Genomic DNA, 23,751 nt, shown 5'->3' with positions numbered 1-23,751 from the left:
AACAACCTTAGTCACAAAGGAAGGTTGTTTTTATAAAGTCATGGTCTAATTAAAACAATTGCTGTCCCAAGAGCATACTTGAGACTGTAAAGGCACCAGCAGGTGGTAAAACATTAGTATATATGGGAGGTCCCAAACGGGTTGTAAAGGTTGTAGCAATCCAATTTCCGTATTCACCAGCCAGCAAAGAGGGAGGTTTCATTATAAACCGTCCACTTAAAATGAAATGCCGAATGCTTATAGCGGTCTCATCAATTATTGTCAAGTTGCCAAAAAAGGAGGCATATGGTGAATCGAAACTTATTTGTTTAGCGCTTTCGTCCCAATACCCATTAATCGGAATAGGTATACCACGAAAATTAACTGTACCTACTACTTTGTTGTCTACAATGGAATCAATGGTAAGTATACCTCTAATAATGGATCTCCCCGCAATAGAAGCATCAATCCCCCATACGGATGGAAAGGGGATACTAACTTTGGCTGTCTTTGGAATTTTCAAAATTAACCTCTCCTTGATTATTTTATGTATGGATTGAGTTGTATTTAATCATAATCCTGTAGTAATGATACAGTATATGCACAGAGAATCACTTAGGTGTTTTGTTAAGAAAGAAGCATCAATAATCAATCAGCCTACTGTCTAGATGAACAAGAGTTTGCCTGACCCACGAAAAATATGGAACATTAATTGCTGCTCATACATATGGTCTCTACCAGTTTGAAACAATTATGTATCCAATTTTTTTATCAATTCTATTAGATAGCATACTAATATTTACTTTCTGTTTTTTGTTGTCTTGCCTTCCAGAATATAAAAGAATTTTTCCCTTTCACATCTTCAACTTTTAATTTGACAATGTCACCTACCTGTAATTCTGTATTAATCCCCATCAAATATAGCTATACATCTCTTTCGCCCAATCTCGGATTTTTGGTTTCCTTTTTTTCTCCCAGTTTAATCCCAAGTTTTATTTCTTCAATGTCCTTTTTTGGTTTTAACGTTAAACGTTGAAAGGATTTCCTTTTTTGTTTTGTTGTCATTTTTTCACCTTCTAAAATGTATGAAAAATTTGATGTTTAATAACAAAACAGTTCCTTTTTATGTATTAGACAAACCTTAATACGGCGACAAATGCATGCGTTTATCTTTGTTATTACATTTTCAATGTTAAATACCCATAAATAGGATGATTAAGAGGGAGAAACTCTTAAAACTTTGGGACAATATCCGAAAAATGGGAAAAATATTAGTCCTTTCAGGAAATACAATCATCTTATTTTATAAAGGTAGGGGTGTAAAAGAAATTGAAGTTGAGAAAAGAAAAAATGAAAAGTTATAAGAGCTATTGCTGTCAACGAGAAATAGAAGAAATGATGGGGATATGGAAAAGGGGTTATTATCGAAAAAATGGAGCTATACGTCAAAAATAATTTAGATTTAAATTTCCCAAAAATCATTGAATAAAAAATTCTCCATAAAGCAAAATAAAAGAGTAAAAAAAAATTCAAGAAGGAGGAAATTATCATGACAGTAATAAATGACGTTAAAACAGCTCTAGCAGGATTGAAAAGTGCTCAAGCAAGTTTTGAAACATTTGCTCTTAGTACAGATAATCAACAAGCTAAGCAACTTTACCAAGATGCAGCTAAGCAAACCCAATCCGTTGTAGACAGCATTGAACCACGTGTTCAACAAATCGAACAAGAAGAACCTCAATACAAACAACAGTAATTAGTAAGGCGAAAAAAGGTTGGCCTCTTAACCAACCTTTTTCAGCTGTTCAAATAATGGAAAAACATGGAGGTGATTTTTTTGAAAGATAAAATAACCACATTGAAAAACCTACTTTTTATTATAATGGTCATTGGTTTCGCATCAGGATGTAATGGTAATCAAAATGAATTTATTCAAGGTAATAGTACTTTTGGTATTTCGCAAGTACATACAAGTAAGCCAATTGATCAATCCGTTGCCAATCATGCGAAAGAAAAGATAATTGCCAAGGAAGATATTACAGACGTAAAAGCTGTGAATACTGATAAAGAGCTTATGGCAGCGATTAAAGTTGAGAATTTTGATCGATTTCGATTAAAGAGTATCGAGAAGTCAGTAAAATCCGACTTAGAAAAAAAATATCCCGACTATAAAGTTTTTGTTTCGACTGATAAAAAAATATTCTGGGAACTTGAAAAGGTCGAGCAAAGACTGAAAAAAAACGATATGAATAAGAAGAACTTAAAAAATGATTTGAACAAACTGAAAAGTCTTATGAAGGAACAAACCTAAAGAGGAAGGATCGAGTTATGTCTAACAATCAAAAGAAACAACTTACTCCTGTGCAACAGGAATATCAAAAATTGCAAAAACAACGAGAGATCAAAAGACCGGTTGTTAAAAATTGTATTAAGGCCTTTTTAATCGGTGGACTTATTTGTTTGATTGGTCAGCTTATTTCAGACTTTTACATTTATTATTTCGATTTTACTGAGCAAACGGCCGGAAATCCGACGGTGGGTACGTTAATTTTTATTACAATGCTTCTTACTGGTTTTGGCGTATATGATCGAATGGCCCAATTTGGTGGGGCTGGAACAGCTGTACCTGTAACAGGTTTTGGCAATGCGGTTATATCGCCTGCCATTGAGCATCGAAGCGAAGGATTTGTACTGGGCGTAGGTGGCAACATATTTAAATTAGCGGGGGCGGTTATTTTATTTGGTGTTTTTTCTGCTTTTGTCATTGCCTTAATTAAAACCACTTTAATCCAGTGGGGTGGTTTATAATGCTAGCAGGTCATCGTACATGGATCTTCGAACAAAAGCCTGTCATTATCTCCACTGGAACCGTTGGTGGACCATTTGAAGCCAATGGTGCTATCCCAGATGATTTCGATACTCTTCATGCTGATTTATGGCTTGGGCAGGATTCCTATGAGAAAGCACATAAAATCCTTTTTGAAGAGGCTTGCCAAAAAGCCATGGAAAAAGGGGGCATACAAAAGGATCAAGTTCAATTTATCCTAGCTGGGGACTTAATCAATCAAATCACCCCAACAAGTTTCGCTAGCAGAACGATTGGAGCGCCTTATTTTGGCTTATTCGGTGCTTGCTCTACCTCGATGGAAGGACTGGCTCTAGGTGCTTATATTGTAAATACAAAAGGAGCGAAATATTTGTTAACAGGAGCTTCCAGTCATGATACAGCTGTTGAAAAACAATTTCGGTATCCAACTGAGTATGGTGGACAAAAGCCACCTACGGCACAATGGACGGTTACTGGTGCAGGTGCAGCCCTATTAAGTGATTCTGGGGAAGGACCTCATGTCACATCTGCCACAATTGGTCGTGTAATCGATATGGGATTGACAGATCCATTTAACATGGGAGGAGCTATGGCGCCAGCTGCGGTTGATACCATTGAAGCCCATTTAAAGGAACGAAATGTTGAGCCATCTTATTACGATTTAATTGTAACCGGTGACCTTGGCCAAATCGGACAGGAAGTGTCCATGGATCTATTTAAAAAGCATGGAACTCCTATTAGTGAAGAACAATACCAAGATTGTGGCCTTATGATTTATCGGGAAGGACAACCCGTTCTTGCAGGGGCAAGCGGTGCAGGCTGTTCAGCAACGGTAGTTTATGGGCATTTATTAAACCGCATGAAAAATGGTGAATTTAAACGCATGTTAGTTGTGGCTACAGGTGCTTTGCTTTCACCGTTGTCCTTTCAGCAAAATGAAACAATTCCTTGTATCGCCCATGCAGTGTCAATTGAATACGGAGGTGAACAATTAACATGATCTATTTTTGGGCTTTTGTCGTAGGCGGTTTAATTTGTATCATTGGGCAAATTATGTTTGATGTATTTAAATTGACACCAGGTCATACCTTAAGTGCTCTTGTAGTGATTGGGGCGCTTTTAGATGGATTTGGACTATACGAGCCTTTGATTGATTTTGCTGGGGCAGGGGCTACCGTTCCGATTACAAATTTTGGGAATTCGCTTGTTCATGGTGCGATGCAGGAAGCAGAAAAACATGGGTTAGTTGGGGTACTGACAGGAATGTTTGAAGTAACTAGTTCTGGTATTTCAGCTGCCATTGTTTTCGGCATGATAGGAGCTTTAATTTTTAAGCCAAAAGGATAAGGAGAATTAGGATGACAGTAGGATCAGATGTTAAACAGTGTTTTGCCAGTCTAAAAGGGGTAGAAGCAAGTCTCTCAAGTTTAGCATTACGGACTCTTGATGATGAATCGAAGCGAACTTTGCATGAGGCTATGATGGTAGTACACGAAGTAACAAAAGATTTAAAAAAAAGAGTAGGAGAACTAGAAGGAGAGGAACTTCAGTACAAAGGTTTCTAGAAAAACTATATTTACAGGAGGTGTAAGCAGTGCCTGAATGGTTAGATGTAGCTGTACGCTCAGCATTATTTGTTGCTCTTTTACTTTTCATTACAAAATGGTTAGGGAAAAAGCAAATTTCCCAACTAACTTTCTTTGAATATGTCACCGGTATTTCTATTGGGAATATTGGTGCAGAAGTGGCTATAGGACTTGAACGGAACATTTTTCACGGAATTATTGGAATTGTCATTTTTGCGGTTATTCCCTTTTTCGCTGGTTTAATTTCATTAAAAAGTAAACGTTTTCGCAATTTTATAGAAGGAAAAGCAACTGTATTTATCAAAGATGGGAAGATTATGGAAGATAATTTAAAAAAGGAAAGATATACGACAGATGAACTGTTAGATCTCCTTCGCAAGAAGGATGTCTTTCAAGTCTCTGATGTAGAATTTGCTGTTTTAGAGGCAACAGGTGATTTATCTGTGATGCTAAAGAAAGAAAATCAACCTTTAACAGCAAAGGATATAAACTTGAAGGTTGCTTCAATCAAGGAGCCTCAGACCATTATTATGGATGGTACAATAATGGATGAACCACTAGCCACGATTGGACGAAGTCGGGCTTGGCTACAAACTGAATTAGAAAAACTAGGGGTAACGATTGAAAATGTATTTCTGGGACAGGTTAATTCTTACGGAGAGTTAACGATTGATCTGTTTGACGATAAATTACAAGTCGCACCCCCACAAGAAAGACCCTTAATTCTTTCAACCTTGAAAAAATGTCAAGCAGACTTAGAACTATTTGCTCTTGGAACGGAATCAAAAGACGCCAAACAAATGTATAGGTTAAACAGTGAAAAATTACAAGAAGCCATTGATAAAGTGACCCCTATTTTAAAAGGATAAGGATTTAGCTTAGATTCATACATGACGAAAAAAAGATACCATTTTTAATTGAAATAAGTTTAAAAACCTTAGTCCAATTTCGGACTAAGGTGAATTTTTTTACGAGGTGTTAGAAGTGTCTATTTTTTTAGTTAAAGTTATTTTTATCTATATTGTGTTTATTGTAGCAGTAAATATTTTAGGGAAATCAGCTCTAGCCCAACTTACCCCTCATGATTTTGGAGCGATTCTTTTTTTATCTTAATCGAAAGTTAAAGGAAAGTAGATATCCTTTACCTGAGCTGTTGTCTAATTTAAGAACAACAGGATATCCGGATATTCACGATAATGAATATGCGATTTTGGAAGCAACAGGTGAAATTAGCATTTTTCCAAGAAAAGAATTAGTTCCTATTACTCCAAAAGATTTACATATGAAAGTGGAATACCGCGGATTACCCATAGCCGTTGTCATTGAAGGGAAAGTGCAAAAGCGTAAATTAAAATTTATCAACAAAAATGAAAAGTGGTTAAAGGAAGAACTAAAGGCAAAGGGATATCTTCAAATCAAAGATTTTTTTTATGCTGCTGTTAGAGATACCGATCATTCATTAACCATTAACAAAAAAGATGTTAACGACTAATTTTAAGACGATTTCCTCCCAATATAAATTAATGTTTTCTCTTATTTACTTCTTGTTGCATTTACCACTTTCATTTTCCAAATTTATAAAAAATTATACCTATATTTAGGAATTTACCAGATGGTAATTTTCAAAATCACTAAGTCTCTAGTTAGGACAGTGCCCAGATCATTACGCCTTTCTTGATGTCAGAACTTTCCCAACCTTAATTCTCTTTTTTTCGTTCTTAATATCTTATACAAGTTCTTATAAAGGTAGTCCATAATATATAACAGACAATCCCTTCATATTCCATACGTATACTGGTTACATAGTTTGTACATGTTAAGAGTAACAGAAGGAGGGATTCCAGTTGGAGTGGATTTTTTATCTATACCTGTTAAATACGTTCTTTATCTTATTCATAGCAATTTGGGAAGTTCGTCGGCCTGCCAAGGCTTTGAATTGGATAATAATCGTCCTTTTTTTACCTGTCATTGGTTTCTGGCTATATCTTAGCATATCAAACCCTAGGTTTATTCATCGAAAAAGATTGACCTGTTCTAAAAATGAATCTAACAAATTACCTGAGACATTCGGTGCTTCAGCATCGGTAATTGCCAATGCTTTACGGCATTTCACTGTGAATGGGCTTCGAATGGGCCAAGTCCAAGTGTTTAACAATGGGATAGCAAAATATGATCAACTCCTTGTATCCCTGCAAAAAGCCCAAGAAACCATTGATCTGGAATATTTCATCTATCGGAACGACCAAATTGGTAATCGAATCACAGAACTGCTAATCGAAAAAGCATTAAATGGAGTGCAGGTTCGTTTTATGAGAGATAGCTTGGGGAGTTATAAATTCCCGCGTGAAAAAATCCGGCAGATGGTTGAAGCAGGGATAGAATGCAGGACAATATTTCCTCTGCGATTTCCCTGGATTTTGTCCAATTGGAATTATCGGGATCATTGTAAGATTGTGACGATTGACAGAAAGGAATCCTTTACTGGCGGTATGAACGTTGGGTATGAATATACAGGATTAAAGCCAGACGTAGGATTTTGGAGGGACACTCATTTGCAAATTATAGGGGAAGCAACAGGCGACTTGCAGACTGTTTTTGATGTTCATTGGGAAATCGCTGTGCCGGAAAGGATAAAATCAAAAACAAATTTGAAAACAAAATCAGAGGTAACGAAAATCAATTCAATCGGCAGAGCAGATCATTCCAAATGGTCAGCCGAATTGGGATCAGAGTTGAGCACCCTTGATGATAAAGAAATGGACATATCCGGAAAAACTAGGACATTGCATAAAGCGTATATCCATACGTTGGAAGGAAACCCTGGAATTCCTACCCCAGTCATTCGGCAAGCTTACTTTATATGTATAACACAGGCGACCAAGACTATTGATTTAACAACACCCTATTTTGTACCAGAAACGGATATTATCATGGCATTAAAGACAGCAGTAACTCGTGGTGTCCGTGTAAGATTGCTGGTTCCTCGCCACAATAATCAAAAAATCGTGGGTCTTGCAAGCCGTACTTATTACGGAGAACTTATAGAAGCTGGAGTTCAAATCTACCAGTACGACAAAGGAATGATACATGCGAAGGTGTTGACCATCGATGAGGAGATTGCTGCCGTAGGCTCAGCAAACTATGATATGAGAAGTTTTCGCCTGAATTATGAGGTGTGTCAAGTCGTGTACAGTGCTGATGTGGCAAGGGAACTCACAGAGCAGTTCGAGAGGGATCTTACTGATTCTGTACCATTAAGAATTGAAGACTTGTTGCAACGATCCCTGACCGAGCGCATTGTTGAACAGGGTGCTCGCGTGCTTTCTCCATTATTATAAGTTGAAAAAACCGGTATTATTTATCTTTCTGATTTTAATTAGCTTACATGTTGTAATATAAATATTTTAAAACATGAGGATTTTTGAAATCGAGTGAAATATAAAATGGAGGAATAAATTTTGGGTGAAGTTTTTTTGGGTTTACTGACAATCAAAGTCATAGTAGGTTTTGCAACTTTATTTTTTATCATTATCATAACAGGCAGAACATCCATCTATCAGTTAAACCCCGTTTCACTTAGTTTTTGTGTTAGTACTTGGAGATTTTTTAGGAAATAACATTTATGAAGATAAGGTAGGGATTTTTCATTTTTTATATGCCATCGGATTGTGGACGTTTCTTATGTTGGGAATAGAGTTTATGACTCTAAAAAATAAATCGACACGTTCTCTCTTATTAGGCAATCCTAACATCATCATTCGAGATGGTGTTATGGACAGAGATGTAAATCAAGTATTGAGTATACTCCGTCAAAATAATGTCTTTTCAGTTCGCGAAGTCAAATACGGTATATTGGAAGCTAATGGGCAAATAAGTTTATTATTAAAATCCAAGTATCAAAAACCAGATCTCAATCTTCCAGAAAGTCCAGTAGACCTCCCAACATCGTTAATTATAGATGGGGAAATTTTATGGGATAATTTACATGAACTCGGATTTGATCAACAGTGGTTAGATAACCAATTAACTACCAATGGATATGATAATGTAAAGCGTATACTTTACGCAGATTGGCGAGAGAGTGAAGGCATACATGTAAGTCCTAAATAAAATTTGTTAGGATAAGAGCACATCAATTTTCTTGGTGAATATAAACTTTAGTCTTCAACAATCAGGCGCTTTAATGAAGTAACTAAAGCCTAATTTTTCACTTATAACACCGAGAAATTAGACTTTTTATATTTTGGTTTCCTTAACGTTGTAAATCCGCATTTTCCTGACGCTACCCCTTGTCGGCGCACAAGGTGTCGTATGGATTTTCGCGGCATTATATTTTGCAAGTGCGATCTTGACAAACCAAATCAAAATACCTGAAGAGAAAACGGCAAAAGAGAATCAAGGTTTGCCTGAATACGCTTCTTAACAGCAACGTCCCGAAGACTCGGGGCGTTTTTTTGACAGCTGCTAAATAAACTTGTCAAAGCGCTGAATTTGTTCCCGTAACGATTGTTTGTTTTCGTCAAATTGTTTGAAACGATGTCCATTTGCGCCGGACGGATGGGGAAAGCCTTCTAAAATGACCGCATGATTCATCCTGCCGTTCTTCTTTAGCGTGCGACAGGTGGTTTCTGCTGCTTTGCCGAGAGGGATGAGCAGAATATCCTTTTTTATCATTTCTATTTCATCCGGAAAACATTTCAGCGCATAACGGCTGAGGAGAGCCGACCTGCTGATTGTCGGCCGATGTCCCGTATAGTTTTTGTGTTTATAAAAAACAGGGTGTTTGATAACAGACGTTGTATGAAGCAGCTCCCGTTTCGTATTGAATAATTGGGATGAATCCTCAAGGTGAAGTGCGGCCGGCTGACCGCATTCATTAAGCATTTCAATGATATGCTGTCTCATTGAACCGGAAAGGCCGGCCGCTTTTTTTGTCTCATATGCTATCGTCTCAAGAGAGCCACCGCTTTTTAAAAGATGCGCCGCTGCTTTGTAAGCCCGCTGCATCTGAGAAAAACCGGGTGTGATTCCGGAAATGGCAATCACTGCACGGGGGTTGATATATTCATTATGGGGGGAATAAAACATGTCCAGATCTCCGTCCTTGGCTAAATGGAAATTCGCAGTCAGCAAATCCGCCTTTGTAAATCCTCCCGAAAACGAAGGTGATTTAAGCTTCTGCAAATAAAGCGAAAGCCGCTCACGGCCGCATATCATGTTACGCCTCCTTGAATCCGTCAGTTCCTTATAGTGTCATCAAAAACGGCGGATGACATCCAGGCTCATATATCGCTTTTTCCGGCATTCCAGAGCATTTTCAGGACGTGGGGCGTTCCTTTGACTTCGGCAGCCGTTGTTTGCATGGCTGTTTTTTTAGTGAGAAAGTCTTCCTGCAGTTCTTTCTGCTTTTGCGATAACAGCTGGGTTTCTGTTTTGATTTCTTCAACGGACGTCTGCATGGACGCTGCCGTCCCGTTGATCTTCTTTATATCCGGCTTTGTGTTTCTTTTAAAACGCACGGCGGATACGGCTAAATAAATCAATGCGGCAGCTGCTACGGCAGCACTGATATACAAGATGATGATCATCTCTTTTTCACTCCTTTTTCTCTGTTGATACCCTTTATGGAGAGTGTTGAATCGTTTTATTTGCTAATTGTTTTTTTTCTGCTTATAATGTGAAATCGTACATAAGGACATTCAGAAAGGGTGAAAGACATGGAAAGCTTACAGAACAAAACGGCTCTTATCACGGGCGCAGGCAGAGGAATCGGACGCGCCGCCGCTATCGCTTTAGCCAAAGAAGGAGTCAATATCGGTTTAATCGGCCGCACTGAAGCAAATGTCGAAAAGGTTGCAGAAGAAGTGAAAGCCCTTGGTGTAAAGGCATCCTTCGCTGCTGCCGATGTGAAAAAACAAAACGAGGTTGAACAAGCCGTCTCCTCTATTAAAGAAGAACTTGGTGAGATTGATATTCTTATTAACAATGCAGGAATCAGCAAATTCGGCGGATTTTTGGATCTCACGCCTGAAGAGTGGGAAGACATCATTCAAGTCAATGTAATGGGTGTATACCATGTGACACGCGCTGTTCTTCCTGAAATGATTGAGAGAAAATCAGGAGATATCATTAATATTTCTTCTACGGCAGGCCAAAGAGGCGCCGCGGCGACAAGCGCATACAGCGCTTCAAAATTTGCCGTTCTCGGCCTGACTGAATCTCTCATGCAGGAAGTCAGAAAACACAACATCCGTGTCAGCGCAATGACTCCGAGCACGGTTGCCAGCGACATGTCTATTGAATTAAATCTGACAGACGGCAATCCGGAAAAAGTTATGCAGCCTGAGGACCTTGCAGAATATATGGTGGCTCAATTGAAATTACATCCGCGCATTTTTATCAAAACTGCCGGTTTGTGGTCAACAAATCCTTAAACAAAAGGGGACCTGTCTTCATGACGGGTCTTTTTTTGTTACCGCAAACCGAATGAACAGACAAAAGAAGTGAAAAAGGAACCGAGATCAGTTATAATTAAACTAAATAAACTATGTACCAAATGTTCATTAAATTTATTTTCCCCGCTGCCAAAAAAACAAATAAACATGAGTCAAACTGTTCGCGCAATAAAAGGAAAAACGGGATATAAAGAGAATATTTAGTACATGGAATAATTTGTTAGAGGGAAGGGCGTGCACATATTGAAAGAAGAAAAAAGAAGTTCAACCGGTTTTTTAGTGAAACAAAGGGCTTTTTTAAAGCTTTACATGATTACGATGACAGAGCAGGAACGGCTTTACGGACTGAAGCTTCTTGAGGTGCTGCGCTCTGAATTTAAACCCATCGGTTTTAAGCCGAATCATACCGAGGTGTACCGTTCACTCCATGAACTTTTGGATGACGGGATTTTAAAGCAGGTAAAAGTCAAAAAAGAAGGAGCCAAACTCCAGGAAGTCGTTCTCTATCAATTTAAAGACTATGAAGCTGCGAAGCTTTATAAAAAGCAGCTGAAAGTTGAGCTCGACCGCTGCAAAAAGCTGATAGAAAAAGCCATTTCCGATAATTTTTAAATCCGTCCGGAACACATCGGCCTCCCGGGCTCAAACGGTGTGTTCTGTGTTTCATTATACATAATGACAGGCAGGGGACAATACATTTAATAAAACCTCAAACTTGACATCGAGTCCTGACATGGTAACATAAAAAACGTGTGAAAAATACGAACAAAATACGAACAAGGGAGATGTTACCGATCTTTGATCAAAAGAAAATTGCTTTTATCGGAGCAGGATCAATGGCTGAAGGAATGATATCAGGCATGGTCCGAGCAAAAAAAATTCCCAACCAAAATATCTGCGTGACAAACCGCCGCAATACAGAGCGTCTCGCTGAATTGGAACATCAATACGGAATTCAAGGCGTGCCTTTTGACAGCATGAAAACCGAAGACATTGATGTTTTTATTTTAGCCATGAAACCGAAGGATGCTGCAATCGCTCTGACGACGCTGAAACGGCGTATTCAACCCCATCAAATCATTCTGTCTGTCCTGGCAGGCATAACGACCTCATTTATACAACAATCATTACATGATCGCCAGCCTGTTGTCAGAGTCATGCCGAACACATCCAGCATGATCGGCGAATCGGCAACAGCTGCGGCTTTCGGAGACCATGTCTCTCACAGTGCAGCAAAAACCGCGGTATCCCTTCTGGAATGTCTCGGAGAAGTGTATGTGATCAAGGAAGAACAGATGGACATTTTCACAGGCATCGCAGGCAGCGGTCCGGCGTACTTTTATTATTTAATGGAGTTTATCGAAAAAGCAGGTGAAGATGCAGGATTAGATAAACGGCTGTCCCGCAAAATCGGCGCGCAAACGTTATTAGGCGCAGCTAAAATGCTGATGGAGACGGGAGAAAAGCCGGATGTGCTGCGGGAAAACATTACCTCTCCAAACGGCACGACGGCAGCCGGCCTCGATGCGCTCAGGTCAGAAGGCGGCGGGGAAGCAATCGCCAAAGCCATTAAACACGCAACCGAACGTTCTATTGAGATCAGTAAAACATTTGAAAAAACAGCAGCACTATAAAAGACAATAACAGGAGTGATACAGTGACGTCTCGGACAGAGATCAAAAGAGTCGCGGTGAAAATCGGCAGCAGCTCACTGACGAGCCTGCACGGAGAAATCAGCAGAAGAAAACTGGAAACTTTGGTGGATCAAATCGCACAGCTGAAAGACAGAGGCTATGAAGTGATTTTAGTATCTTCCGGGGCGGTGGCGGCAGGTTATCGAAAACTCGGATTTATTCAGAAACCGGAAAGCCTCCCTGAGAAACAGGCTTCTGCTTCCATCGGGCAGGGATTATTAATGGAGGCCTATTCAAAGCTGTTTTTAGCGCACGGTTATGTCGCGTCACAAATTTTAATTACAAGAAGCGACTTTTCCGATGAATACCGCTACCACAATGTCCGCAATACGATGAACGTCCTTTTGGAACGAGGCATTATTCCGATTATTAATGAAAATGACACCGTCACAGTCAACCGGCTGAAATTCGGTGATAACGATACACTCGCAGCAAAGGTGGCAGGTTTAATTGATGCCGACATGCTTGTGATTTTATCAGACATTGACGGATTATATAATGATAATCCGCGCAGCAACCCGAAAGCGCAAAGAATCCGGCATGTAAGTGACATCACCCCGGAAATAGAAGCAAGCGCGGGAGATGCCGGAAGTGAGATGGGAACCGGCGGAATGCGCTCAAAACTGGATGCTTTTAAAATTGTGATGGCCTCCGGTATTAAAGGCTTTCTCGGGCAGGCTAACGCTCCGGACATACTGCTGGAGGCGGTAGAAGAGGCGGCTGAAGGAACTTATTTTGAAGCGGAAGGAACCCTGCCGTTAAGCCACAAAGAACAATGGCTTGCATTTAATTCCGGCCCCGAGGGCGAAATTGTAATGGAAAAGGAAAGCAGCCGCGATGTAGCGAACGGAAATGTGGCGCTGTCACCGCAGGACATTGAACAGATTAAGGGCAAATTCAGCAGCGGGGCGGTTGTCAGACTGCTTGATCAGCAGGGAGAAGAGCTCGGGCTCGGCATCGTCAATTATTCCTCGGCCCAGCTGATGACATTTAAAGAAACGCCGCACAAACAGACCGAGCAATCGGTTATTGATCCAGAAGCGTTTGTCTGCCACGTTGAACTGTCCATCCCGATCGGCTGACAAAATTCAATATAAACATAAAAAAGCCCGAGGCTTCGTTTTGAAGCCCGGGTTTTATTGATATTGTTCAAGTTTGGAGAAAAATTGAATGACAAAATGATAGAAATCATTCGCAGATGGAGCCAGTTCTCTGTTTTTTGGTCTAATAATGCCTACGGTGCGCTTCACTTGAGGAAATTCAATGGGAATTTTGACCGTGAACCGAGGTGTGATTTCTGCAAAAGTGCTTTCAGGTAATAGAGTAACTCCCATCCCGGCGGAGACTAATCCTTTAATGGCATCTAAATCCTCGCCCTCCGTTGATACTAGCGGCGCAAAGCCGGCTTGTCTGCAAGCGTCAATTGCCATGTTGCGGAGAATAAATCCTTCAGGAAATAAAACAAATTGGTCACCGCGCAGATCAATTAAATGGATATTTTTCTGTTTTGCAAGCGGATGATGCAGCGGAACAAGCGCGTAAATCTTTTCCGTGAATAAGATATTGCCTGTTATGTCGGGAAATTCCGTCGGAACGGGGCCGAGCAGCGCCGCATCTATATCCCTGTTTCTTACGGCTTCAATTAAAAACTTATAAGATCCTTGGCGGAGCAAAAACTCGACATTCGGGTATTCCTCTTTAAATGCCGAAATCACCGTCGGTAATAGCTGGCTCGCAAGGCTCGTCGGAAATCCTATTTTGACGGTTCCGCGATTCGGGTCAAGGTATTCATCGATTTGTTCCTTCGCGTAATCAATTGCTTTCATTGCCGTTTTAACATGTTCTAAAAATTGTTTGCCGATCGGCGTTAATTTAATATTTCTGCCTTCCCGTTCAAATAAAGTGACCCTCAGCTCTTCTTCAAGATTTGCAATCTGCCTGCTGATGGCGGATTGTGCGACATGCAGATGATCAGCCGCTTCTGACACATGTTCCCGTTCTGCTACCTCCATAAAATACCGAAGCTGGCGTAATTCCATTGCGTCCACACCCATCTATCTCATTTTGAGATGTATTTGATCTAAATTATATATTGTTTATATTGTTTTGAAAACTTACAATTAATTTAAAGTTGTCAGATTTTATGACCGATAATTAACGGAAACTGATCGGGGGAGAGGAATTATGACTTACAATCAAATGCCGAAAGCACAAGGTCTCTACCGTCCGGAATTTGAGCATGATGCATGCGGAATCGGCTTGTATGCCCATTTAAAAGGGAAACCTTCACATGACATTGTCAAAAAAGGACTGCAGATGCTTTGCCAGCTGGATCACAGAGGAGGGCAGGGCAGTGACCCGAATACGGGTGACGGCGCCGGCCTGATGGTTCAGATCCCTGATGCTTTTTTTAAGACAGAGTGCGGAGAAATGAAGCTGCCGGAAAAAGGCCGTTACGGGGTAGGAATGGTCTTTTTCTCGCAAAATGAAGAAGAAAGAAAAAAGATAGAAAAACAGGTGAATACATTCATTGAGCAGGAAGGACAGACCGTGCTCGGCTGGAGAACCGTCCCTGTTAATGTCGGAAAAATCGGAACAGTGGCACAAAGTACTTGCCCGTATGTTCGCCAAGTATTCATCGGTGCCGCAAACGATTTGCAGGACAGCCTAGCTTTTGAACGCAAACTGTATGTCATCCGGAAACAGGCGGAAAATTGGGGCATTCAAGAACAGCTTGATTTTTACTTCGCAAGCCTGTCAAGCCAGACTATTGTTTATAAGGGTTTGTTAACGCCTGAGCAGGTTGACGCGTTTTATTTGGATTTGCAGGATGAGACATTCGTATCTGCATTTTCACTCGTGCATTCACGGTTCAGCACGAATACCTTTCCTACCTGGGAACGGGCCCATCCGAACCGCTATCTGATCCATAACGGAGAAATCAATACGCTCCGTGGCAATATCAATTGGATGAGAGCGAGAGAGCAGCAATTCGTTTCAGAAAGCTTCGGAGACGATCTTCATAAAGTGCTGCCGATTTTAAATGCCGAGGGCAGTGACTCATCCATCCTTGATAACGCGTTTGAATTTTTCGTGATGGCAGGGCGGAAACCGGCACATACGGCAATGATGCTGATTCCGGAACCATGGACGGAAAACACTCACATGTCTAAAGCGAAACGGGCTTTTTATGAATATCACAGCTCTTTAATGGAGCCGTGGGACGGACCGACCGCCATTTCATTTACGGACGGAAAACAAATCGGCGCCATCCTTGACCGTAACGGCCTGCGCCCGGCGCGTTACTATGTGACAAAAGATGACCATATTATTTTCTCATCTGAGGTCGGTGTTATTGAAGTGGAGCAGGAGAACATTCTTCATAAAAAACGCCTGGAACCTGGGAAAATGCTCCTTATTGACTTAGAGGAAGGCCGGATTATTTCAGATGAAGAAGTGAAAACAGAAATCGCCAATGAATTCCCGTATCAAAAATGGCTTGAAGAAGAATTGGTTCAAGTGAATCCTGATCCGGAAATTCGGGAAGAGGAACAATTTGATGATCTTCTCGTCCGTCAAAAGGCGTTTGGCTATACGTATGAAGATATTCAGAAATATTTAATTCCTATTATTAAAGAAGGCAAGGACCCGCTCGGCTCCATGGGAAATGACGCGCCGCTCGCCGTTTTATCCGACCGCGCCCAATCACTGTTTCATTACTTTAAACAGCTGTTTGCGCAAGTCACAAACCCGCCGATTGACGCGATCCGCGAGCAGCTTGTGACGTCTACGGTAACCTGGCTGGGAGCTGAAGGCGATCTGCTGCATCCGAATGAAAGAAATGCACGCCGCATAAAACTGTACACTCCTGTATTATCAAATGAACAGTTTAATGCGCTGAAAACACTTGTGCATCCAGATATTAAGAGCCAGAACATCCGCACGCTGTTTTCCGATGATCTTGAGAAAGGCCTGAAGGATTTGTTTCAACAGGCGGAAAAAGCGATCAAGCAAGGTGTATCTCTGTTAATTTTATCTGACAGAGCAATGAGTAAAGAATTGTACCCGATTCCTCCGCTTTTGGCTGTCAGTGCGCTGCATCAGCATTTGATCCGCCAAGGCCTGCGTACAAAAGCAAGCATTATCGTTGAATCAGGCGAAGCGCGTGAAGTTCATCACTTTGCGGCTCTCATCGGATATGGGGCCGATGCTGTCAACCCGTATTTGACTTACGCTACGTATAAGCAGGAAATCGATGAAGGCCGGCTTGACATTCCGTATGAAGAAGCAGTCAGCAAATACGGAAAGAGTGTGACAGAAGGCGTCGTTAAAGTGATGTCAAAAATGGGGATTTCAACTGTGCAAAGTTACAGAGGCGCGCAAATTTTTGAAGCGGTCGGCATTGGTGAAGATGTGATCGCCAAATACTTTACAGGGACTGCATCCCAGCTTGGCGGAATCGATATCGAAACTATCGCGCAAGAAGCTAAACAGCGTCATCAAGCGGCATATAAGGATGATTACAGCCAAACGCTTGAGCCGGGAAGTGAATTCCAATGGCGAAACGGAGGAGAGCATCACGCTTTCAATCCGAAAACCATCCATACTCTGCAATGGGCGTGCCGCAAGAATGATTACAGCCTGTTTAAGCAGTATTCTCATGTAGCGGATGAAGAACGAATCGGATTTTTACGCAATCTGTTCGCCTTCCAAGAAGACCGCAAACCTTTGAAATTAGAAGAAGTTGAATCAGCTGCGTCCATCGTGAAACGTTTTAAAACAGGGGCGATGTCATTCGGTTCATTAAGCAAGGAAGCCCACGAGGCTTTGGCGATAGCGATGAACCGGCTTGGCGGAAAAAGCAACAGCGGAGAAGGCGGCGAAGACCCGAAACGTTTTGCTCCGGATGAAAATGGTGACGACAGAAGAAGTGCGATTAAACAGATCGCATCCGGCCGTTTCGGGGTAAAGAGCCATTATCTCGTCAATGCGGATGAATTGCAGATCAAAATGGCGCAAGGAGCGAAGCCGGGAGAAGGCGGCCAGCTTCCGGGCAACAAAGTATATCCTTGGGTCGCGGATGTCCGCGGTTCTACACCTGGTGTCGGGCTGATTTCACCGCCTCCTCACCATGACATTTATTCAATTGAAGATCTGGCGCAGCTGATTCATGATTTGAAAAATGCCAATCGAAACGCGCGAATCAGTGTCAAGCTCGTATCAAAGGCCGGCGTCGGCACTATTGCAGCCGGTGTGGCAAAAGGCACCGCAGATGTCATTGTCATCAGCGGATACGATGGCGGAACGGGTGCTTCCCCGAAAACGAGTATTAAACATACCGGTCTCCCGTGGGAGCTGGGTCTTGCAGAAGCTCATCAAACGCTGATGCTGAACGGTTTACGGGATCGCGTGGTATTGGAAACGGACGGTAAGCTGATGACAGGGCGTGATGTCGTGATGGCCGCCTTGCTAGGAGCGGAGGAATTCGGCTTTGCGACAGCGCCGCTCGTCGTTCTCGGCTGCGTCATGATGCGCGCCTGCCATTTAGATACATGTCCTGTAGGGGTCGCGACGCAAAATCCGGAGCTTCGGAAAAAATTCATGGGCGATCCTGACCATATCGTAAACTACATGCTGTTTGTCGCGGAAGAAGTGCGTGAATATATGGCGCAGTTAGGGTTTAAAACGCTTGATGAAATGATCGGCCGTACTGACGTTCTTCGTGTCAGTGAACGTACAAAAGCGCATTGGAAAGCGGGGCAGCTTGATTTATCCACGCTGCTGTATCAGCCTGAAGGCATTCGCACTTTCCGCACGGCGCAAAACCATAAAATCGACCAGTCGCTTGATATGACGGATATTCTTCCGGCAGTGCAGGCTGCAATTGAAGCCGGTCAGGAAGCGGAAGCTGACATCAAGATCAATAATACAAATCGCGTAGCCGGAACCGTGACGGGAAGCGAAATTTCTAAACGCTACGGAGCGGAAGGACTGCCGGATGATACGATCAGACTTCATTTCACAGGGTCAGCAGGCCAGAGTTTCGGGGCATTTGTCCCTAAAGGGATGACGCTTCATTTGAATGGCGATTCAAATGACTACGTAGGAAAAGGGCTGTCAGGCGGAAAAATTATCGTAAAAGCACCTGATGCCTTCAATTGTGAAACACATGATAACGTTATTATCGGGAACGTCGCCTTTTACGGGGCAACAAGCGGAGAAGCTTACATTAACGGGCGTGCCGGTGAACGTTTTGCAGTCCGCAACAGCGGTGTCAATGTCGTTGTTGAAGGCATCGGGGACCACGGCTGTGAATACATGACAGGCGGCCGGGTTGTCGTCCTCGGTGAGGTCGGCAAAAACTTCGGAGCGGGGATGTCAGGCGGTATCGCATACGTCCTCTGTGATGATGCCAAGGCATTTAAACGCAAACGCAATACAGAAATGATTTCATTTGAAAAACTGACGGATGAGACGGAGATCAAAGAAGTGAAAGAGATGGTGAAACGGCATTCGGCGCTGACAAACAGCAAAAAAGCAGCAGGTCTCCTGGACAATTGGGAAGAAGCCGTACAAACCTTTATCAAAGTCATTCCGAAAAACTATAAACAAATGCTCCTCAGCATCGAAGAACAAAAAGCGGCGGGTTTATCAGAAGAAGACGCAATTATGTATGCTTTTGAAGCCAATACAAAGGCTCAGCAAACGCCGGCCAAAGATCAAAAACAAGCGGTAGTGCAGTAAGAAAGGGGAGAGGAACATGGGGAAACCAACTGGATTCATGGAAGAAAAACGAGAAAAACCGGCTGAGCGGGACCCTCTCACTCGCTTAAAAGATTGGAAAGAATATTCGGCTCCATTTTCAGATGAAGCGTCCAAGCGGCAGGGGTCACGGTGTATGGATTGCGGCACACCGTTTTGCCAAATCGGCGCTGATATCAACGGTTTTACATCCGGGTGCCCGATTTACAATCTGATCCCGGAATGGAATGATCTCGTCTATCGGGGGCGCTGGAAAGAAGCATTGGAGCGTCTTCTGAAAACGAATAACTTTCCTGAATTCACAGGGCGGGTCTGTCCCGCTCCTTGTGAAGGATCTTGTACGCTGGCCATTTCAGATCCGGCTGTTTCAATTAAAAACATCGAGCGGACGATCATTGACAAAGGTTTTGAAAACGGATGGATTCAGCCGAGAATTCCTGCGAAACGCACAGGAAAGAAAGTCGCAATCGTCGGTTCAGGCCCGGCAGGTCTGGCAAGCGCTGATCAGCTGAACCAAGCGGGACATTCCGTGACGGTCTATGAGCGTGCTGACAGAGCCGGCGGCCTGCTGATGTACGGCATTCCGAGCATGAAGCTTGAGAAAAATGTCGTCGAACGCCGGATTAAACTTTTGACGCAGGAAGGCATAAATTTTGTGACAAATACCGAAATCGGCGTAGACATAACAGCTGATGAGCTCAAAGAACAATTTGATGCCGTCATTTTGTGCACAGGCGCCCAAAAACAGCGCAATCTGCTGATTGAAGGCCGGGACGCAAAAGGCGTTCATTACGCAATGGACTATTTAACATTGGCGACGAAAAGCTATTTAGATTCTAATTTCAAAGATAAACAATTTATAGACGCTAAAGGGAAAGATGTCATCGTGATCGGCGGCGGGGATACAGGAGCTGACTGCGTAGCAACCGCCCTGCGCCAAAAAGCGCGCAGTGTGCACCAGTTCGGGAAACATCCTAAGCTTCCGCAGACGCGCACGAACGACAATATGTGGCCTGAACAGCCGCACGTCTTTACCCTTGAATACGCCTATGAAGAAGCGCAGGCAAAGTTCGGCAAAGACCCGAGAGAATATTCAATTCAGACGACAAAAATGGTGGCCGATAAACAGGGCCGCTTAAAAGAGATTCACACCGTTCAAATGGAAAAAGTAAGAAATGAATTCGGAAAGTACGAGTTTCATGAACTGCCGGGAACGGAAAAAGTATGGCCTGCTCAGCTGGTGTTCATCGCCATCGGTTTTGAAGGAACCGAACAGCCATTATTGAAACAGTTCGGTGTCGATTCGGCAAATCATAAAATACAGGCAGCATATGGGGATTATAAAACGAATGTTGACGGCGTTTTCGCCGCAGGGGATGCGAGAAGGGGCCAAAGCCTGATTGTATGGGCGATTAATGAAGGCCGGGAAGCAGCGCGCGAAGTCGACAGTTATTTAATGGGGAGCACTGTTTTACCGTAAACAAAGGGGATTATTTATAAAACCGGCTGGAATCAGCCGGTTTTTTGCATTGAAACGAAACCTCTTTCTTCCTGCGTTGGTCATATAAGGGTAACATGATGGAAATGGAGGATAACAAATGGAATTTCGTTTTACAGCTTGGAGAGATTATTTTCATAGAAATCAATCAGCAGTCAGAGATATGAAGATATCATTCATTTACGGCGTTTGAAGAACTGCTGAATGGATTAAAAGCATTACAGAACGGAAGATGAGAAAACCGGAAAGCTGTAGACGCCAACCTTTTCTTACCGATATTTTTCAAAAAAACTTTCTTTTTCCGAAAATTTATGTATAATAAAAGAAAGTTTTTTCTGATAAAGAATCTGCAATGATAAGGACATGAGTCATTCTAACCGGCATACAGAGAGGGAGGGCGCGGCTGAGACCTTCCCGGCACGAAGAATGAGCTTACCGCCTTTTGAGCTGTATCGGTGAACGAAAGCAGCCGATACCGTATAGCCGCGTTACGGCAAAAATGAGCCGTCACTTGAAGTGACGGGAATTTGGGTGGAACCGCGGGTCTGACACACACTCGTCCCTTGCTTTGGGATGAGTGTGTTTTTATTTTTATCAAAAATAAAGGAGAGATCAGACCGTGAAGAAACCATATATTGTGATTACTTTTCCTAACGGGAAACAAAAAGAATACGAGAAAGGCATTACGTTAGAAGAGATTGCCCAATCCATCAGTCCGGGTTTGAAAAAGACGTCAGCAGCCGGCAAGGTAAACGGATCGTTATATGACCTTGGAAGAAGCATCCATGAAGACGCTGAAATTGAACTGTGCAGCTTTCAGTCTGAAGAAGGACTGGAAGTGATGAGACACACAGCAGCGCACGTATTGGCGCAAGCTGTAAAACGTCTGTATCCGAAGGTCTGTTTAGGAATCGGTCCCGTTATAGAAAATGGGTTTTATTATGATTTTGATATGGATGATACGATTACTGAAAAAGATTTGCCCGTCATTGAGAAAGAAATGAACCGGATTATTTCAGAAAATCCGAAAATCACTAGAGAAGAAATCTCCAGAGAAGAGGCAGAGCAGCTGTTTGCGCACGATCCGCTGAAGCTCGAGCTCTTAGCAGATATTCCGCAGACTGATACAGTCAGTATATACCGTCAGAGCGAATTCGTGGATTTATGCCGGGGACCGCACTTGGCGTCTGTCGGACAGATAAAAGCTTTTTCGCTCACTCATGTATCAGGGGCTTATTGGCGCGGCGACAGCAATCAAAAAATGATGCAGCGAATCTATGGAAAGGCCTTTGCTTCAAAAAAGGAGCTGAACAGGCATTTTCAGCTGTTGAAAGAGGCTGAGAAGAGAAATCATCGGAAATTGGGAGCGGAATTACAACTTTTTATGTTTTCAGAAGAAGCGCCGGGTATGCCTTTTTATCTGCCGAACGGTCAGTTCATCCGAAATACGCTTGAATCATTTCTGCGTTCAAAGCAGGATGCCTATCATTATCAGGAAGTGCGCACCCCTATGATGATGAATCAGCGTTTGTGGGAGCAATCCGGCCATTGGGATCATTATAAAGAGAATATGTATTTCTCTGAAGCCGATCAACAGCGCTTCGCGTTAAAGCCGATGAACTGCCCCGGCCACATGCTCATTTTTAAAGAAAGGCTTCGTTCTTATCGGGAACTTCCGATTCGGATGGCTGAGTTCGGCCAGGTGCACCGCCACGAATTCAGCGGGGCGCTCAATGGCCTCCTCCGCGTCAGGTCTTTCTGCCAGGATGACGCACACATTTTTGTAACGCCGGAGCAGATCGAGAGTGAAATCGCTTCAGCGCTGCAGCTGATTCACGAGGTGTACACCGCATTTGGTTTTTCCTATGATATTGAGCTGTCAACGAGACCGGAAGATTACATGGGAAGCGAACACTTGTGGGACCGGGCTGAGAGCGCATTAGAAAGAGTATTAAAAGAACAGGGATATGATTTTCGGTTTAACCGGGGGGATGGCGCATTTTACGGACCGAAAATTGATATTCATATAAAAGATGCGCTGAACCGAAGCCATCAATGCGCCACTGTCCAGCTGGATTTTCAAATGCCGGAGAAATTTGATTTAACATATATTGATGAAAAAAACCAAAAAGTGCGTCCTGTTGTCATTCACCGGGCAGTATTCGGATCTCTCGACAGATTCCTCGGAATCATTACCGAACATTACGGGGGAGCGTTCCCTTTATGGCTCGCTCCGGTACAGGCAAAAATCATCCCCGTGTCAAACACCGCACACCGGGACTGCGCAGAACAGGTGCACCGGCAGATGAAGAAAGCGGGCATCCGTGCTGAGCTTGATCAGCGGGATGAAAAACTCGGCTATAAAATCAGAGAAGCACAAATGAAAAAAATACCGTATATTGCTGTTGTGGGGGATCAAGAGTGCCGTCATCATACTGTACACGTAAGACAATACGGGCAGGAAAACACATTTGAAGAGAGTGTGAGTGATTTTATTTCCCGGATCATAAATGAAACAAAACAAGTGATAGAAGTAAATCGACATTGACATATCGTAAAATCACGATATAATAATACGTATGAAACCTATTGATGTTTTTAAAGCGTTGTCTAATGAGTCGCGGCTTGAGATTTTACAATGGCTGAAAGAGCCGGACCGTCATTTCGCCCCGCATGATGGCATTGATATGAATGAGATCGGAGTATGTGTGAGTCAGATCACCGATAAGCTTCAGATGACACAGTCAACGGCGTCTCAATATCTTTCCATCCTTCAGCGGGCGGGCCTTATCCAAACAAAACGGATTGGCAAATACACCTATTATAAAAGAGATGAAGAAGCGATAAAGGCGATGGCCGATTATTTTCAGCGCGAAATGTAGGGCTGAATCCTTTAGAAAAGGGATTCAGTTTTCTTTTCCAACATTACATCGACATATTGCGATTTGTT

22 protein-coding genes, 3 pseudogenes and 1 other annotated feature are annotated in these 23,751 nt (G+C 42.5%); of the genes and pseudogenes, 20 read left to right on the top strand and 5 right to left on the bottom strand.

The genetic code is table 11. The features are described 5' to 3' along the window. Positions 1-49 precede the first annotated feature (49 nt). Together BAMF_RS30505 and BAMF_RS41540 are read right to left on the bottom strand one after the other, a co-directional pair. Entirely contained in the window at positions 50-502 is a 453-nt protein-coding gene (locus BAMF_RS30505; protein ID WP_041481646.1) for a hypothetical protein, read from the bottom strand. 401 nt (positions 503-903) lie between these two features. Next, positions 904-1,044, bottom strand: coding sequence for a hypothetical protein (locus BAMF_RS41540; RefSeq protein WP_013354185.1), 141 nt, complete (start codon positions 1,042-1,044; stop codon positions 904-906). 484 nt (positions 1,045-1,528) lie between these two features. Between BAMF_RS41540 and BAMF_RS30495 the strand changes: the two genes are divergently transcribed. From BAMF_RS30495 to BAMF_RS41885, 12 genes and pseudogenes are all read left to right on the top strand, one after another. Beyond that, positions 1,529-1,735: a DUF1657 domain-containing protein gene (locus BAMF_RS30495; RefSeq protein ID WP_013352384.1), complete on the top strand. Its 207-nt coding sequence runs from the start codon at positions 1,529-1,531 to the stop codon at positions 1,733-1,735. Positions 1,736-1,816: 81 nt separating this feature from the next. Then, complete coding sequence (locus tag BAMF_RS30490; protein WP_009336487.1) at positions 1,817-2,290, top strand: YhcN/YlaJ family sporulation lipoprotein; 474 nt, start codon at positions 1,817-1,819, stop codon at positions 2,288-2,290. A 17-nt stretch (positions 2,291-2,307) separates the two neighbouring features. Next, a complete protein-coding gene (gene spoVAC, locus BAMF_RS30485; RefSeq protein WP_013352385.1) occupies positions 2,308-2,787 on the top strand; it encodes a stage V sporulation protein AC in 480 nt (159 codons plus the stop codon). Continuing rightward, positions 2,787-3,806 carry a stage V sporulation protein AD gene (spoVAD, locus tag BAMF_RS30480; protein ID WP_013352386.1) on the top strand — a complete coding sequence of 340 codons (1,020 nt, stop codon included), beginning with the start codon at positions 2,787-2,789 and terminating at the stop codon, positions 3,804-3,806. The genes spoVAC and spoVAD overlap by 1 nt, the downstream gene beginning before the upstream one ends. After that, positions 3,803-4,153, top strand: coding sequence for a stage V sporulation protein AE (spoVAE, locus tag BAMF_RS30475; RefSeq protein WP_013352387.1), 351 nt, complete (start codon positions 3,803-3,805; stop codon positions 4,151-4,153). The genes spoVAD and spoVAE overlap by 4 nt, the downstream gene beginning before the upstream one ends. 11 nt (positions 4,154-4,164) lie before the next feature. Next, positions 4,165-4,371, top strand: coding sequence for a DUF1657 domain-containing protein (locus BAMF_RS30470; protein WP_009336483.1), 207 nt, complete (start codon positions 4,165-4,167; stop codon positions 4,369-4,371). 29 nt (positions 4,372-4,400) lie between these two features. Further along, a complete protein-coding gene (locus tag BAMF_RS30465) occupies positions 4,401-5,261 on the top strand; it encodes a DUF421 domain-containing protein (protein WP_013352388.1) in 861 nt (286 codons plus the stop codon). A gap of 115 nt (positions 5,262-5,376) precedes the next feature. Continuing rightward, positions 5,377-5,884 (top strand): annotated as a pseudogene (locus tag BAMF_RS30460) (DUF421 domain-containing protein). 352 nt (positions 5,885-6,236) lie between these two features. Next, positions 6,237-7,730 (top strand): phospholipase D-like domain-containing protein, encoded by a 1,494-nt coding sequence (locus tag BAMF_RS30455; protein ID WP_013352389.1) that lies wholly within the window; start codon positions 6,237-6,239, stop codon positions 7,728-7,730. 247 nt (positions 7,731-7,977) lie between these two features. Beyond that, positions 7,978-8,031: pseudogene (locus tag BAMF_RS42125) on the top strand (hypothetical protein); the annotation flags it as partial. A gap of 60 nt (positions 8,032-8,091) precedes the next feature. Continuing rightward, positions 8,092-8,502 carry a DUF421 domain-containing protein gene (locus BAMF_RS40775; RefSeq protein WP_076983292.1) on the top strand — a complete coding sequence of 137 codons (411 nt, stop codon included), beginning with the start codon at positions 8,092-8,094 and terminating at the stop codon, positions 8,500-8,502. A 178-nt stretch (positions 8,503-8,680) separates the two neighbouring features. After that, a pseudogene (locus BAMF_RS41885) lies at positions 8,681-8,815 on the top strand (MFS transporter); the annotation flags it as partial. Between the two features lie 41 nt (positions 8,816-8,856). On the opposite strand, the gene BAMF_RS30445 reads toward BAMF_RS41885, so the two are convergent. Further along, the gene (locus BAMF_RS30445; RefSeq protein WP_013352494.1) at positions 8,857-9,609 is read right to left on the bottom strand and encodes a hypothetical protein; all 753 of its coding nucleotides are present in this window, start codon (positions 9,607-9,609) and stop codon (positions 8,857-8,859) included. Between the two features lie 65 nt (positions 9,610-9,674). Continuing rightward, complete coding sequence (locus BAMF_RS30440; protein ID WP_013352493.1) at positions 9,675-9,980, bottom strand: DUF948 domain-containing protein; 306 nt, start codon at positions 9,978-9,980, stop codon at positions 9,675-9,677. Positions 9,981-10,109: 129 nt separating this feature from the next. Between BAMF_RS30440 and BAMF_RS30435 the strand changes: the two genes are divergently transcribed. The 4 genes from BAMF_RS30435 (at position 10,110) to proB (ending at position 13,623) form a co-directional block, all read left to right on the top strand. Beyond that, positions 10,110-10,826 carry a 3-ketoacyl-ACP reductase gene (locus BAMF_RS30435; RefSeq protein ID WP_013352492.1) on the top strand — a complete coding sequence of 239 codons (717 nt, stop codon included), beginning with the start codon at positions 10,110-10,112 and terminating at the stop codon, positions 10,824-10,826. Between the two features lie 264 nt (positions 10,827-11,090). After that, complete coding sequence (gene rtp / locus BAMF_RS30430) at positions 11,091-11,459, top strand: replication termination protein (RefSeq protein WP_014470319.1); 369 nt, start codon at positions 11,091-11,093, stop codon at positions 11,457-11,459. Positions 11,460-11,632: 173 nt separating this feature from the next. Beyond that, positions 11,633-12,481, top strand: coding sequence for a pyrroline-5-carboxylate reductase (gene proC / locus BAMF_RS30425; RefSeq protein WP_013352490.1), 849 nt, complete (start codon positions 11,633-11,635; stop codon positions 12,479-12,481). Positions 12,482-12,504: 23 nt separating this feature from the next. Next, positions 12,505-13,623 carry a glutamate 5-kinase gene (gene proB, locus BAMF_RS30420; RefSeq protein ID WP_013352489.1) on the top strand — a complete coding sequence of 373 codons (1,119 nt, stop codon included), beginning with the start codon at positions 12,505-12,507 and terminating at the stop codon, positions 13,621-13,623. Between the two features lie 54 nt (positions 13,624-13,677). Here the strand turns inward: proB and BAMF_RS30415 are convergent, their stop codons facing one another. Further along, entirely contained in the window at positions 13,678-14,580 is a 903-nt protein-coding gene (locus tag BAMF_RS30415) for a LysR family transcriptional regulator (protein WP_013352488.1), read from the bottom strand. A 145-nt stretch (positions 14,581-14,725) separates the two neighbouring features. On the opposite strand from BAMF_RS30415, the gene gltB reads away from it, so the two are divergent. The 4 genes from gltB (at position 14,726) to BAMF_RS30395 (ending at position 23,683) form a co-directional block, all read left to right on the top strand. After that, positions 14,726-19,285: a glutamate synthase large subunit gene (gltB, locus tag BAMF_RS30410; RefSeq protein WP_013352487.1), complete on the top strand. Its 4,560-nt coding sequence runs from the start codon at positions 14,726-14,728 to the stop codon at positions 19,283-19,285. 16 nt (positions 19,286-19,301) lie between these two features. Further along, positions 19,302-20,783 (top strand): glutamate synthase small subunit, encoded by a 1,482-nt coding sequence (gene gltD / locus BAMF_RS30405; protein ID WP_013352486.1) that lies wholly within the window; start codon positions 19,302-19,304, stop codon positions 20,781-20,783. 361 nt (positions 20,784-21,144) lie between these two features. Beyond that, positions 21,145-21,368, top strand: a binding site (T-box leader). A gap of 52 nt (positions 21,369-21,420) precedes the next feature. After that, positions 21,421-23,349, top strand: a complete 1,929-nt coding sequence (gene thrS / locus BAMF_RS30400; RefSeq protein ID WP_013352485.1) for a threonine--tRNA ligase — start codon at positions 21,421-21,423, stop codon at positions 23,347-23,349. A 31-nt stretch (positions 23,350-23,380) separates the two neighbouring features. Continuing rightward, positions 23,381-23,683 (top strand): ArsR/SmtB family transcription factor, encoded by a 303-nt coding sequence (locus BAMF_RS30395; RefSeq protein ID WP_007407355.1) that lies wholly within the window; start codon positions 23,381-23,383, stop codon positions 23,681-23,683. The last annotated feature ends 68 nt before the right edge of the window (positions 23,684-23,751 follow it).

Source organism: Bacillus amyloliquefaciens DSM 7 = ATCC 23350, assembly GCF_000196735.1.
Taxonomy (GTDB): Bacteria; Bacillota; Bacilli; order Bacillales; family Bacillaceae; genus Bacillus; species Bacillus amyloliquefaciens.
Note: the sequence above shows the minus strand (reverse complement) of the source record. Positions and strands in the feature narration are given on the sequence as shown.